11 protein-coding genes are annotated in these 12,970 nt (G+C 55.9%); 3 read left to right on the top strand and 8 right to left on the bottom strand.

Annotated elements, in window-relative coordinates; genetic code table 11:
* Nucleotides 1-76 precede the first annotated feature (76 nt).
* The 6 genes from ACIQWS_RS19825 to ACIQWS_RS19850 all read right to left on the bottom strand — a co-directional run bounded on the left by ACIQWS_RS19825 (nt 77) and on the right by ACIQWS_RS19850 (nt 7,027).
* Entirely contained in the window at nt 77-871 is a 795-nt protein-coding gene (locus ACIQWS_RS19825) for a DeoR/GlpR family DNA-binding transcription regulator (protein ID WP_403183344.1), read from the bottom strand.
* A gap of 195 nt (nt 872-1,066) precedes the next feature.
* The gene (locus ACIQWS_RS19830; RefSeq protein WP_403183347.1) at nt 1,067-2,011 is read right to left on the bottom strand and encodes a MurR/RpiR family transcriptional regulator; all 945 of its coding nucleotides are present in this window, start codon (nt 2,009-2,011) and stop codon (nt 1,067-1,069) included.
* 33 nt (nt 2,012-2,044) lie between these two features.
* Nucleotides 2,045-3,658, bottom strand: a complete 1,614-nt coding sequence (locus ACIQWS_RS19835) for a dipeptide ABC transporter ATP-binding protein (protein WP_403183350.1) — start codon at nt 3,656-3,658, stop codon at nt 2,045-2,047.
* A complete protein-coding gene (locus ACIQWS_RS19840; RefSeq protein WP_403183352.1) occupies nt 3,655-4,476 on the bottom strand; it encodes an ABC transporter permease in 822 nt (273 codons plus the stop codon). Before ACIQWS_RS19840 ends, ACIQWS_RS19835 begins: the two co-directional genes overlap by 4 nt.
* The gene (locus ACIQWS_RS19845; protein WP_403183355.1) at nt 4,473-5,411 is read right to left on the bottom strand and encodes an ABC transporter permease; all 939 of its coding nucleotides are present in this window, start codon (nt 5,409-5,411) and stop codon (nt 4,473-4,475) included. Before ACIQWS_RS19845 ends, ACIQWS_RS19840 begins: the two co-directional genes overlap by 4 nt.
* 110 nt (nt 5,412-5,521) lie before the next feature.
* Nucleotides 5,522-7,027 carry an ABC transporter substrate-binding protein gene (locus tag ACIQWS_RS19850; protein WP_403183359.1) on the bottom strand — a complete coding sequence of 502 codons (1,506 nt, stop codon included), beginning with the start codon at nt 7,025-7,027 and terminating at the stop codon, nt 5,522-5,524.
* A 114-nt stretch (nt 7,028-7,141) separates the two neighbouring features.
* Between ACIQWS_RS19850 and ACIQWS_RS19855 the strand changes: the two genes are divergently transcribed.
* The 3 genes from ACIQWS_RS19855 (at nt 7,142) to ACIQWS_RS19865 (ending at nt 10,122) form a co-directional block, all read left to right on the top strand.
* The gene (locus ACIQWS_RS19855) at nt 7,142-8,269 is read left to right on the top strand and encodes a P1 family peptidase (RefSeq protein ID WP_403183362.1); all 1,128 of its coding nucleotides are present in this window, start codon (nt 7,142-7,144) and stop codon (nt 8,267-8,269) included.
* Nucleotides 8,270-8,338: 69 nt separating this feature from the next.
* Nucleotides 8,339-9,772: a sensor histidine kinase gene (locus ACIQWS_RS19860; protein ID WP_403183365.1), complete on the top strand. Its 1,434-nt coding sequence runs from the start codon at nt 8,339-8,341 to the stop codon at nt 9,770-9,772.
* Nucleotides 9,773-9,786: 14 nt separating this feature from the next.
* Nucleotides 9,787-10,122, top strand: a complete 336-nt coding sequence (locus tag ACIQWS_RS19865; RefSeq protein ID WP_403183368.1) for a sensor histidine kinase — start codon at nt 9,787-9,789, stop codon at nt 10,120-10,122.
* 72 nt (nt 10,123-10,194) lie between these two features.
* Here ACIQWS_RS19865 and ACIQWS_RS19870 read toward each other — a convergent pair whose 3' ends face one another.
* On the bottom strand, nt 10,195-10,512 hold the full coding sequence (locus ACIQWS_RS19870) for a hypothetical protein (protein ID WP_403183370.1): 318 nt from the start codon (nt 10,510-10,512) through the stop codon (nt 10,195-10,197).
* Between the two features lie 905 nt (nt 10,513-11,417).
* Nucleotides 11,418-12,968, bottom strand: a complete 1,551-nt coding sequence (locus ACIQWS_RS19875) for a succinylglutamate desuccinylase/aspartoacylase family protein (RefSeq protein ID WP_403183372.1) — start codon at nt 12,966-12,968, stop codon at nt 11,418-11,420.
* Nucleotides 12,969-12,970 lie beyond the last annotated feature (2 nt).

A 12,970-nucleotide genomic window follows, 5' to 3' on the forward strand; every position in this document is an offset into this window, starting at 1 on the left:
ACCCATCAAAAAGAGATGAATCATTCTACGCAGCAAAATGCAACATATCAACAATAAATATCACATAATGCAACATTCAGCGTAATGGAAACAGGAGTTCCACGCCCCTTTCAACCAGAACGTTCAATAAAACATCCTTGGGTTGCCGATCTGTAATGATCCCAGCCGCCTTCGCAGTATTTGAAATCTTCATCGGCGTCAGACGCCCAAACTTCGAGCTATCAAGAACGAAATATGCCTTGTGCGCCTTAGAAATCATTTGCGAGCGCAATAGCGAGCCGGCCGTTGTAAAATCGGTAATGTCTCCATCCGGCGATACGGCCCCTCCTCCCAGAAACGCGATATCGATCCGAAAACGCTCGACAGCCTGCAACACATCCAAACCGGCTGCAGCCTCCTCCCGCGGATCGATTTCACCGCCGAGAGTGTGAACCTTGATGTTTGGCTGATGGCACAAGAACAGAGCAATCGCGAGACTGGAAGTGCATATGGTCAAATTCAAACGCGAACCAGCCAGTGCATGGGCGACTGCAAAAGTCGTGGTTCCGGAGTCAAGGAAGACGACCATACCATCCTCGACCAACGCCGCCGCGATTCCTCCGATAACACGTTTGCCTTGCGCATTTTCACGGGTCCGTTCGCCTAAACCCGGCTCAATTGCATCAAAGCGTACGGCTCCGCCGTGAATAAGTTCAAGTTGCCCCTTGTCGCCAAGGAGTTTGAGATCTCTTCGTATTGTTTCGCGTGACACCTCAAAAAATGCCGACAAATCGGCAATGCTCACAGATCCATCGGAAGCAATTCGCCTCAGGATTTCGTCGTGCCGGCGCGGAGCAAGCGCTTTGTTTGCGTGATTGTGTGATTCAGACATGATTATAAATTGCCCGCATGCTGCCCTCGTTTAAAGGTGCCACTATAAATGGTTGGACATCGGGATGAATCGGAACGCTCATACGCCAACAGTGCAATAGATATCACATTTTGCAACACAATACTTGCAGGTGCCCGACGGTTCTGTTGCAACGGCTGAGCTAAGGCTTGATGCCGAACAGGATGCGACAGGCCCTTACTCAGCCAATCGTCCAGGCCGGTCGTGAACTGCGCGGATCATGTCGAACTCGTCGAAATGTCGACCAAGTTCGCGCATCGCTTCGACACGCTCCTGAACCGTCTTGCTACGCTGCTTTGCCACTGAATCGATCAGCAGATTGAGGATCACCGTGAGGCTGGCCGATGAGTCCCAGAAGGTCTCGACAAAGGTTTCTCCCTGGAGCACGAGATCCGTATAGTCGTAGGCCCAATTGGTGAACTTGTCCGTAACGATGATCAGCGGCATGCCCGTTTCCTGCGCCTTCTGCGCAAGTAGAACGCCCGCCCGCGCGTAGGCGTAGGTGTCAAGCAAAAAGAGGCAATGGCTCTCGCCGACCATGTCGAAGATCTCGGCGAAAACACCGGTATGGTTATCGGCAAAACGCACCCTTGGCCGAACATATTGCAGCCTGCTCGCAAAATCGATGGCCATCCCTCGCGATGCCTGGAACCCCACCACGGTCACGAACTGCGAGTTGGCCAATGCCTCAACGCAATACCGCCAGCGTGGCAGCGTCGCCAGCTTGTAGGCTTCGGTGATGGCCTCCAGCTCGCGCTCAAGGCTCTTTTCCAGAGTCTGTTCGCCCAGCGAATCGAGCCTCAGACGCTTGAAGACGTTGTCCATGCCGACTGCCTCCGTGCCAGGAGCAGGCTTCAGCGCCTCCTTGAAATCCTTGAGGTTGGCGTAGCCGAGTTGGCGAATGAAGCGGATTACCGTCATCTCGCTGAGTCCCAGTGCTGCGGCAAGCGAGGCACCAGTCTCGTAGGGCAGACTGTCCCAGTTGTCGCGCAGGTGCGAAGCGATCATTCGCGCCGAGCGCGACCATCCCATATCCTCACCCGCAAGTCCTCGCTCAAGGATTGTATTGAGATCCGTGTCAAGGCCGCGCTTGGCGGCGCGCTTGGAGCTGTCAGCGCCCATGCTTTCCTCCCGATCTGCATCCTACCGGCTTCATCAGGCGTTCCCGGTCTCGACATCCATACGCGGTACGGAATCACGGAGCAACGCCGTATATTCGCTTTGAGGCTGATCGAGCACTGTCGATGTCTCGCCCGTCTCCACCAGTTGCGCAGTGCGGAAGACTGCAATGCGATCGCAGAGCTTCCGCACGACGTCAAGGTCGTGGGAGATATAGATCACCGTCAGGTTGCGCTCGCGCCTTAGCCGGGCGAGAAGGCGGATGATCTGGGCTTGAATCGTAACGTCCAAGGCCGACGTGATCTCATCGGCGACCAGCACTTCCGGATCTAATATCAGCGCGCGCGCGATCCCCACACGCTGGCACTGTCCGCCAGAGAGCTGCCGCGGGCGGCGATGGGCGAACTCCTCGGGGAGCTCCACTTGCCGCATCATGCCAAGTGCCCGGCGGCGAGCTTCGGCGGCCCCTGAAATACCGTGGCGACGGAGCGGCTCAGCGATGGCGTCAACCACTGTCATCGCCGGATTGAGCGAATCGAACGGGTTCTGAAAGACCATCTGCACGCGGCGGCGATAGGCGGAAAGCCCTACACCCTTCAGTCGATTGATGTCGCCGCCGCGGAAGAGTATATGTCCGCCCGACGGCACGACCAATCGCGTCAGAGCCTTCGCTATGGTGCTCTTGCCCGAGCCGCTTTCGCCGACGATGCCGAAACATTCACCCTCTTTTACATCGAAGGATACCCTGGCAAGCGCCTGGACGGCGCTGTCTCGGCGATGAAGCAGACTGCCTGGATAGTATGTGACATCAAGGTTTTGAACCGAAATCAGAGGCACGGCAGCGGCAGCCGGCGCCCGAGCGGCAGGTAGTTCCAATCGACTTGGCTGTGACGCGATGAGCAATTTGGTATAGCTGTGCTGCGGGTCATGCAGGATTTCGCGTGCAGCGCCTTTCTCCACGACCTTGCCTTGACGCATTACCACAATTCGATTGCACATCTTGGCCACGACGGCGAGGTCGTGCGAGACTAGGATCATGCCGAGACCGAGGCGGCGGTTGAGGTCGCGCAGCACCTCGAGAATGCTTGCCTGCACAGTGACGTCGAGTGCGGTTGTCGGCTCGTCCGCAAGGAGAAGCCGTGGTGCACAGGCAATCGCGCCTCCAATCATCACACGCTGTTTCATGCCGCCGGACAATTCATGCGGATAGGCGAGCATACGCTTTTCCGGGTCGTTGATCTGGACTGCGCGGAGGATTTCCAATGCCTGGGTTTCCGCGTTGGCGGCCGTGCCGTGCAGGCGGATGGGTTCGCCGATATGATGGCCAACGGTCTTGAGTGGGTCGAGATGCGAGGCGGGATTCTGAAAGATCATCGACATATGACGGCCGCGCAGCGCGCGCATCTCAGACGGCTTACAGGACAAAAGATCATGTCCGTCAAAGAGGATACGGCCGGAAACCCTGGCATGAGTGGGAAGCAATCCAAGCATGGCCCGGCAAATGATGGATTTCCCGGAACCGCTTTCACCAACGATCGCGAGCACCTCGCCAGGGCTGAGGTCGAAACTCACGTTATGGACGACGGACAGGGCACCGAATGAGACGGTAAGGTCCTGTACGGAGAGGAGAGAAGTGGGAGCATCGCTCATTGCTGCATCATCCTTCCAAGCCCGTCGCTGACAAGAACAAACCCGAAGCCCAAGAGGATGGCTGCGAGACCTGGGAACAGGCAAATCCACCAGGCGTCGACCACATATGGCTGGCCTTCGGCAATCATCGCGCCCCATTCAGGTGTCGGGGGCTGCACACCGAGGCCGAGGAATCCGAGGCTCGCGCCGGCAAGTACGATCATGACAACGTCAGTGGTCGCGTAGACGAGGATCATCGGTAGTATGGAGGGCATGAGGTGGCGTACGAGGATGACCGGAGTGGAATAGCCGAGCACCTTGGCTGCCAGAACGTAATCCTTGTCGCGCAGGATCGCGGTTTGTGCGCGCACCAGTCGTGCATAGGAAACCCAGCTGACCAGCGCCAGCGCGACGAAGTAGTTAGTGAGCCCAGGTCCCATAAGGCCGACGATCGCAATGACAAGCACGAAGAAGGGAAACGCGATAGTCACGTCGATAATTCGCGAGAGAACGACATCTGTCCAGCTGCCAAAATAGCCGGCGGCAAGGCCCGCGAACGTACCGAGCAGCAGTGGCGTGACTACCCCCGCCAAGCCCATCCAGAGGTCGATACGAATTGCATGGATGGTGCGACTTAAAACGTCACGGCCGAGATGATCGGCGCCGAACGGATGATGGACGGACGGCGGGGCAAGCAGGGACTCGAAGTCAATCGCGTTCGGATCGAACGGCGAAACCCCGGCCGCGGCAAGCGCAAGCAGGAGGAGGAACAACAGGATGGCAACGCCGAGGGAAAATTCGAGCGCGCCCTTGCGAGCGAGGAAGTCAACAATGCTCATAGCTTGATCCTCGGGTCTATCAGCGAGGAGAGCACATCGACGGTCAGAGTGATCAGCACGGTCAGCAACGCGTAGACCATGGTGAGCCCTTGGATGACCTGGAAATCGCGCCCGAGCACCGAATTGACCATCAGTGTCCCGATACCGGGAACTGCATAGACGATCTCGACCACGACAGCGCCGCCAATCAGATAGGCAAGCATGACGCCAAGCAGATTGAGTGTTGGAACCAGCGAGTTCACCAGAATATGACGGGTGAAGTTCGTTCCCTCCGTCAAGCCCTTCGAACGACCGGCAACGACATAGTCCGCCTCCATTTCTTGGATCAGTGTCGCCCGCAGATTTCGCAGCAGCAGCGGCACCAGCCATAGCGCGCTGCTGACGGCGGGCAGAAACAGGTGGCGGAGATGGCTAAACAGGCCCTCACCATAACCACTTACGGGAAACCAGCCCAACTCCACCCCGAAATATCGCGACATCATCAATGCCAACCAGAAAACCGGAAAGGTCATACCAACAATAACACCCAATCGGATTGTCTGATCGGGCCACCGATTGTGGTTTCGTGCGGCAACCGCAGCCAGCGCCAGGGTGAGCGGAATGCTGATGACCAAAACGTAGGCGACGAGGAAAAGCGTCGGTGGGAGGAATTGCCAGATGAGCTCGATTACCGGTTTCTGGAAACGGAGCGAGTAGCCGAGGTCGCCTCGCAGCAAGTTGCCGAGGTAAGTGGCATACTGCTCGACAAGGCCGTTGTTGAGCCCGAGTTGATTGCGCAATTGTATCACAGCCTCTTCGCTAGCCCGGTCTCCGAGCAGGAGACGGGCCGGATCGCCCGGTGACAGATGCACAAGCAGAAAGCTGGCCAATGTGATGCCGACTATCACCGGGAAGGACGAAAGCAGCCGTCTCGCAAGAATCGCTAGAAATGCCATACTGGATCCACTGGTCTTTGCGTTGAACGCAGGTTTTGCCGGTAAGCCGGAACGGCACCCGTTCCGGCAAGAAAAGCTAATCAACCGCGCCGCGCGGCAGTCGTCCGGGTCTATCTGGCCAGAACAGTCTCTTCGAGCGACCACTGTAGCGAAGGGCTGAGGGAAAGGCCTTCAAGGGCCTTGGCATAAGCGTTCGCATACGGTGGATAGTAGAGAGGAATCTGAGCGACCTCTTCGGTCGAAATCTTCTGGATCTCGCGATAGAGCACGTCACGCTTGGTCGGCTCGAGTTCGCGCACCGCCTGTTCAGTCAATTCGTTGACCTTTGGATTGTCATAGTAGGTATGGAAACTGTGCGTGCCGCAAGTGCCGCAGATTGCCCAGCGCACGGCAAGATCGGGATCCGGCGTTTCGTTGTACCACCAACTTGGCGCGAGATCGTAGTCACCTGCGGGAACGCGTTCCCACCATACGCCGCGATCGACCTTTTCTATCTTCGTTTTCAACCCTACAGCGGTCCATTGCGCTTGAAGCAGTGTTGCCAGTTTCTCGTTATCGCTGCCGGCAGAGATGAGCATCGTCAGTTCCTTGCCATCGTATCCGCCCTCGGTGAGCAACATCCGCGCCAGCTTAGGATCGTATGCAAGACCAGGCAGGTCCTTGGCGTGGTAGTCGAGAGCACCGGGCAGCGTCGTGTTGGCGGGTGTGCCGTAACCTTCGGTCATGGCCTTGGTGATGGCAGAGACATTCAGAGCATGCGCTGCTGCCTGCCGAACCTTGACGTTTTCGAACGGGGGTCGTCTTTCGTTCAGCAGTGTCATATATATGATGGTCGACGGCTCCAATGCGTCCCGCAGCGTGTCGCGCTTACCGACGTTCTCAAGTTGTGCCCACGGGACATCGCGTACCGCGTCCAACTCCCCCGACATCAGCATGGAAACGCGGGTGTTCGGGTTGGCAACCTCAATGAATTCAGCGCCGCCGTTCTTTGGGTACCCCTCCCGCCAATAATTCGTATTCGGCTCCAGGATCAGCCGGTCGTTCGGGCGCCATTCCCGTACCGCATAGGGGCCAGATGCAACGGGCTTGTCAGTGAAGGCCTTGTCGCCACGCGTCTCGACGTCCGCCTTTGAGACGATACCGGTGTTAAAGACTTCGAGATTATCAAGCGCCGGTGCGAAGCGATACTTCAACTTGACCTTCACGATATTCCTGCCCTCGGCGGTGACACGTTCGACGGCAGCCAGCGTGGCACTGTAGACGGATTTTTTATCGCTCATCGCGCGCGTCAGACTGAAGACGACATCGTCTCCCGTGATCGGAACCCCGTTGGAAAATTTCGCCGCACGAAGCGTAAAGGTGAGTTCCATGCCGTCTTCAGAAATCGTCCACTTTTCTGCAAGTCCCGGCTGGCGTTGGCCGGACGGGTCGCGGCGCAAGAGCCGCGCATAGAGTTGGCCGAAGGCTTCGATGTTTCCGGCTGATGCCGAGCGGATCGGATCGAGCGTCGTCGTCACATACGGCGAACCGATACGGATCAATTCCTCGGCCGAGGCCGCACTCGATATCAGCAGGGCAGCAAGCGCGCACGCTGGGGCGATGTACTTCCGTTTCATGCAACTTTCCCTTCTCTGGTTACGGCTCTTCTGGCCAGTTTCCACTTTACAGTGATATAAATATAACCTAAATGTCAATATATGTTATTTACATATCAAAAATTTGGAGAAACGATGGAGAGGCAGGAGAGAAAACGGCGCGGACGTGAGCTGGAACTGGACTTCCAGGGCCGCACGGGCATCTGGAATGCAATTACCGATGTGCCGGGTGTGACGGTCGGCTATCGAACGATCATCGAGGGCGATGGGCCACTGCGTGTGGGCGAGGGTCCAGTGCGTACGGGCGTTACAGCCATCCTGCCGCGCAGCAACACAAAAGAGATGCAACCCGTATGGGCAGGCATCCACGCGCTTAACGGCAACGGCGAGATGACCGGCAGTCACTGGATACGCCATGCCGGCCATTTTTCGGGGCCAATCTGCCTTACAAACACCCACAGCGTCGGAGCCGTGCACGCTGCCGCCACGAAATGGATGATCCAGGAGTACGCTGAGGAATTCCTCACCGATCACGTCTGGGCCATGCCTGTCGTGGCTGAAACCTATGATGGTGTGCTGAACGACATCAATGGCCAGCATGTGCGGGAGGAACACGTGATGCAGGCGCTCTCGGCAGCAACATCCGGGCCACTTGCGGAGGGCAATGTCGGTGGCGGCACCGGCATGATCGCCTATGAGTTCAAAGGCGGCACCGGTACGGCCTCCCGGATCGTACCTCTTGCGGGACAAGACTACACTGTCGGTGTCTTGGTACAGGCGAATTATGGATTACGCGACTGGTTGACCGTGCTCGGCGTCCCAGTCGGCCGACATCTTCGCGAGAACCGAATGTACGATGCCGAACAAGGTTCGATCATCGCCGTCATTGCAACCGATATCCCGCTCTTGCCAAATCAACTCGAACGTATCGCCCAACGTGGCGGGATTGGCATTTCCCGCAGCGGTAGTCCCGGCGGCAACAGCTCGGGAGACATTTTCCTTGCCTTCACCACTGCCAATGCCTTTACCAGACGTGAACTCGCCGCCGCTTCGCGCCGGATGGAATGCATTCCCGACGACTGGCTTAATCCGGTATATCTTGCGGCGGTCGATGCGATCGATGAAGCCGTCATTAATGCAATGCTGGCGGCAGAGGACATGACTTGCCTCAAACCGCGCAAAGGCAGCATCTGCAAAGCCATTGATCCCAACCGCCTGTTGCAGGTTGTGGCAGCAGCCAGAAATACAATGGCAGATAGTTGATCGATATGCATTCAACGGTACGGCAGGCTCGATTGTTGTTGTCTGTATTGTTCGGAACGGACCTTCCCAATGATCGGCTGCGTTCTAAGGGCGAATATTGGGGCGGATGAGTATCCCACAGACCATTGCACGTATTTCAAATCTACATCTGCATCCGGGTTGGGGCTTTGTAATGAATTGCAAAAATATCTGAAACCACCGCTGATACTTGCTGTATCCATCTGGCTTCTTGCCTTACTGGTCTATGCGTCGGCGTCGGCGATTGTGATCTTTCAGGACAAGTCAGACGCGTTCTCTGCAAAAGCGGACGAGATGGCAACCTGCCTTGACCGCCGCATTGCCCAGAATTTTGCATTCGTCAGATCTTTCGAAGTTTTCGCAACCCTTTCCGGCAAGGAGGCGACGGACATATTTGGCGCCTTGGTCCGCCACACGATGGAACAGAACCCAAGAATCCGCCAAGTCAATCTGTATCAGCATGGCCATGACGACAATCCTTTGTCCACCATGCTCGTTGCAAATTACCCGCCCGGAGAAAATGATGAGGCCGTGCGCTCAATCGTGTCCGATGTGGTGAAACAGCCTCTCGATACGATCCGTGGTTTTGCCGACCCGCGTTTTCCCGGACGATTTTTCACGGCCGTTCACTCAGAACGCAACAATTTTCATTATACGATTGTGATGCTCGTGGACGTGAAGGAAATGCTTGGGCCCCTCTTGTCAGAAGCCTCCACCAAAATTGAGTGGCTCATTGGTGGTGTACCGGCCATTCCATCGGGACAGCGGCCCTCCGGCCTCAGCCGTCTACTTACGTTGGAGAAAACCATTATCGCGGGCCCGAACACGCTCGCGCCACAAGATTTCACTTGGTTTCCTGACGGAACCGCATTTCGTATAAGCGAGACCATCAATCTCGGCGCACTGTTTGATGCATTGGATTTCCTTGTTTATAGCGGCCTCTCGACGATTGCTGTCGTGGCCGGATATTCCGCCTTGCATCAACGCCAACTTTCCAAACGCCTGCAACAATCCGAGGAAGAGGCACTGGGGCGGGCTGCGAGATTGGAAAAAGAGAACCGTCTTGAGCACGCCGCGCGTGTCAACGCTGTCGGCGAGCTTGCTGCCGGTATCATCCATGAACTTGCCCAGCCCCTCACCTCCTTGCTCAGTCAAAGCCAAGCAAGTCTCATAATGCTCGAGCAGAAAGAAACTCAAATCGACCTCGTGCAATGCGCTATGGTTGCCAATATCAGGGACGCAAAAAGGGCTAGCAGGATATTGGGAAAGATCCGTGACTATATTGTCCAAACAACCATCGTGCCCGAGATGACAAATCTGAACATTGCAATTCAGGACATCCTCGAAATCCTCAGCCTGGATATCGAACGGCATGGTGTCTCTCTCGCCCTGCGCCTTGCAGAGCCATCACCTGTTGCCAACATCAATAAAACAGAACTTGAGCAGGTGATCCACAACCTCCTTCGCAATGCACTTGATGCCTGAACCAGTCGGAGCAGATGAACAAGCGTATCACGATTGAAACACGCGCGGAGCCAAACGAATCTATCATTCGCGTATCCGACAACGGACCCGGTTTGAGTGATGATACCCTTTCGCAACTGTTTCAACCCTTCTTCACCACCAAGAGCGACGGCATGGGATTGGGCCTTTCCCTGTGCCAACGGATCATACAGCGCGCCAGCGGAGTACTCACGGCTGCAAACAATGAAGGCGCCTCCTTCACGATCAAGCTACCGAGGACGGAAGCAGTTGGGCAAAGTATAATGACAACGGACGAGGTCTTTGCTGCCAGCGATCACTATATCGATCAAAAATGCATTCAAATAGCCTGACGGGACCTGTTTTTGAGACAGATCAATCATCTGCCTCCCTAACCAACTTGCCGCTGGATGTGGCGGCAACCCTTACGTCTCCAACCCGGAAATTCCAGGCTTTTGCTCCCAGGAACTCCCAGCTGCAAGAATGCAGCTCTTGCCCGAGACATCTGTAATGACGATGGTCCATGTGGCCCCATGGGGAGAAAGAAACAGCTCAAGGATCGCCTTATCCCCAATCAGGCCGAAAGCCCCTTGAAGCTCCTGGAACTCATTCTTCAAATATTCGGCAATCAGAGCATGCTTTGCGCAGACGATTTCCTGCGTGTTGGCAGCCGTTCCGCTCGCGGCAACCAATGCTGCCACAAGCATGGATATCATCGTTCTGTGGATGTAAATGCGCTTCATAACGCACCTCCTTGGCCGAATCCGATCCGGCAAACAGGCGCGTTGTTGCGCTCAGTATACCGGAAGGATGACAGCCCGTCGCTTCTTACGCACCGTCTCGCTCCTTTCTGCGTTTCGGTTCCTGTCCGTGGAACCAGCAAGCGCTGATTTCACTTATGAATCACGTGGGGATTTTTCATCCGAACTTCAAGCCAAGAGCCCCCGGCATCAATGCCGCAGCCCCATTTTTGTGCAGACAACCTGACAGAACCTTGCGAGTACCAACCCATTGTTTTTGCTTCAGCGGGTTGGCGATATTGATCATAGGCATCGGGCAGTTCATCGCCGATTACAAGAACAACCGTTTTCCGCCTGAGATCATTGCTCGGCCTTTGAGGGAGGTTTGGCGCTTTTTGATAAGCCTGATCGCTTACTCATAAGCAATCCCTATACCGAGTTCATACCCTGTCGATCCGGAACAGTCCGTCTGACGGAACAATGCATATCTCGCCGCCGGGAATGTCCACGCGTGACGAGTTGCTGGCTGGCCAGCCCTCCCTGTCAGCCGGCACTTAACATCCAAGCCAAGTCTGCACTAACACCAAACCTGGATCACCCAAACGGGCAAGCCACGAGCAATCTATGAACTCGTCGAGCTGGCCGGCGAAACGATGGATCCATCGTCCGAACCGCTAGCGAACCCTTGGTACCTCCACATAAATGGGTTCGCTTGCCCATAGTCGCTGCTTCCAGCCGACTGTGAGAACCATATTTCAGGCCGTGCAGGAGAAGCTGCTGTGACGCGGCTCCGGCGGCAGAGCCAAAACGTCAATGCCCACCGCGTTAGATGGAGAGCCTCAACAGTTTGTCCGGGCTTGACCGAGCCTGCCCAAGGCACTGCAACTTACGAATGGTCGCTAATCCCGCTAGTTTTGCAGGCGTTCGCTCGGTTTGCAAAGGAAGCAAAGCTCGCTGTGCAATGGCGCCGTTAGCCCGGCGAAAATGATCGCCCCATCATAGGGCATCAAAATCTCGCTGCCATCGGCACGTCTTCCGATAAGTTCCCCTTTGTTCACTGGTTCGCCAGCTGCAAATTGTTTTACCAGATGATCCTCATCGTGATCGGCGAGAATGGCATCGCAAATTTCCAGCACACGTGGTGTTTGGGCTTGTGGCCGCGCATCCGCAATCATACCAAGAGATGCCATGCCATTGACGACGCAGTCATAACCAACCTGTGGCCCCTTCGGATCTAGATGCTGGCCGCATTCAACGGTAACCCCATAGCCGCCGGCAAAGCGTATGAATTCAGTCGTGCCTATTCCGTGCAGTGACGACAGGCCTTCGGTTACGCCTGCATCGCGTTTTTGCTTTAGTGCTTTTTCATGCGCAGGCAGCCAGCCATGCACAACCAGTGGAAGATCAAGTGCTTTCGCCAGTGTATTCTCTGCCGCTTCATGGGCGAAAGGCTCAAGCGATCCGTTATTATCCCGTGGGCCTATCAGTGCGAAAGCTTCGCCTTCCGAGCTGAAAGAATGCAAATCAATCAACACATCATGGGCACGGAGCAGCGGACACATGATGTTGGCCACGCGATCTTCATTGTCCTGCGGCATGGCACTTTCCGCAAGATTGCGATTAAAATTGCGATCTCCGATACGGGTATTCTTGCGGAAGGCAAGCCCATTGACCACCGGCACAAAAGTAACCTTGCCGCATTCCAGTTCTCTTTGGCCTGTACGAAACTCGCTGATCAAACGGTTGATCGCATAAGGGCCGGCTGGCTCGTTGCCATGGACAGAACCCGTAACAATCAGACGAGGGCCGGGTTTCATGCCGTGAAACGTAACGCTCTCAATGGATTTTGGCGGCGCGCTGACAAAGGGGGCTAGCGGCGTAACCGGATCATCAATTGAAGTGATGTCAACGACCATGCCGGGGCGCAGACGCCGCGCCAGTTCCATCAAATGCTCATGCGCCACGACCACGCAGCCGGATGTGCCGCTGTAATCCGGTCGCGCCGTGTGCATGAAAATGGCTGAACCGCCGCGAGCGTCAGGCAGTGCATCGTTCCAGCCGACAGGTATGATCAGATCAAACAACCTTTCGCCACGGCGTGAAGCTTGTGTTCCATCCGTTTCGAACACCAGCTGATTATAGAAGGGGCTGTCGGCATCTTCTATCCAGCGGTAATTTTCGGGCTTGGGCAAAAACGGAAAATCGAAGCCACGAGGCTCGTCACCGAAAACCGTCGGATCATAAAAGCCATAACGCAAAGGATGACGGCCACGCGGCGTTTTACCATCGCCTTCGCGTTTCAACTGCGGATCAACCAGCCCGTTGCGGCCAATGGCGCATTTGACGGTCCAGTCACCGATGGTCAGCAGACCAATATGCGGGGTTTGTGGGTCATACCCTGTGCGCACGACAATTGTGGGCTGTTCGAGTGTTCCGACCATAAACGGGTTTTGACTCATGA

It is taken from the genome of Phyllobacterium sp. NPDC097923 (genome assembly GCF_044760925.1).
GTDB classification, from domain to species: domain Bacteria; phylum Pseudomonadota; class Alphaproteobacteria; order Rhizobiales; family Rhizobiaceae; genus Phyllobacterium; species Phyllobacterium calauticae.

Excerpts from the sequence above, each read along its gene's own strand:
- ACIQWS_RS19850 (WP_403183359.1), bottom strand. The coding sequence starts at position 7,027 with ATGAAACGGAAGTACATCGCCCCAGCGTGCGCGCTTGCTGCCCTGCTG.
- ACIQWS_RS19860 (WP_403183365.1), top strand. The coding sequence starts at position 8,339 with ATGATCGGCTGCGTTCTAAGGGCGAATATTGGGGCGGATGAGTATCCC.
- ACIQWS_RS19865 (WP_403183368.1), top strand. The coding sequence starts at position 9,787 with ATGAACAAGCGTATCACGATTGAAACACGCGCGGAGCCAAACGAATCT.
- ACIQWS_RS19830 (WP_403183347.1), bottom strand. The coding sequence starts at position 2,011 with ATGGGCGCTGACAGCTCCAAGCGCGCCGCCAAGCGCGGCCTTGACACG.
- ACIQWS_RS19875 (WP_403183372.1), bottom strand. The coding sequence starts at position 12,968 with ATGAGTCAAAACCCGTTTATGGTCGGAACACTCGAACAGCCCACAATT.
- ACIQWS_RS19825 (WP_403183344.1), bottom strand. The coding sequence starts at position 871 with ATGTCTGAATCACACAATCACGCAAACAAAGCGCTTGCTCCGCGCCGG.
- ACIQWS_RS19855 (WP_403183362.1), top strand. The coding sequence starts at position 7,142 with ATGGAGAGGCAGGAGAGAAAACGGCGCGGACGTGAGCTGGAACTGGAC.
- ACIQWS_RS19845 (WP_403183355.1), bottom strand. The coding sequence starts at position 5,411 with ATGGCATTTCTAGCGATTCTTGCGAGACGGCTGCTTTCGTCCTTCCCG.
- ACIQWS_RS19870 (WP_403183370.1), bottom strand. The coding sequence starts at position 10,512 with ATGAAGCGCATTTACATCCACAGAACGATGATATCCATGCTTGTGGCA.
- ACIQWS_RS19840 (WP_403183352.1), bottom strand. The coding sequence starts at position 4,476 with ATGAGCATTGTTGACTTCCTCGCTCGCAAGGGCGCGCTCGAATTTTCC.
- ACIQWS_RS19835 (WP_403183350.1), bottom strand. The coding sequence starts at position 3,658 with ATGAGCGATGCTCCCACTTCTCTCCTCTCCGTACAGGACCTTACCGTC.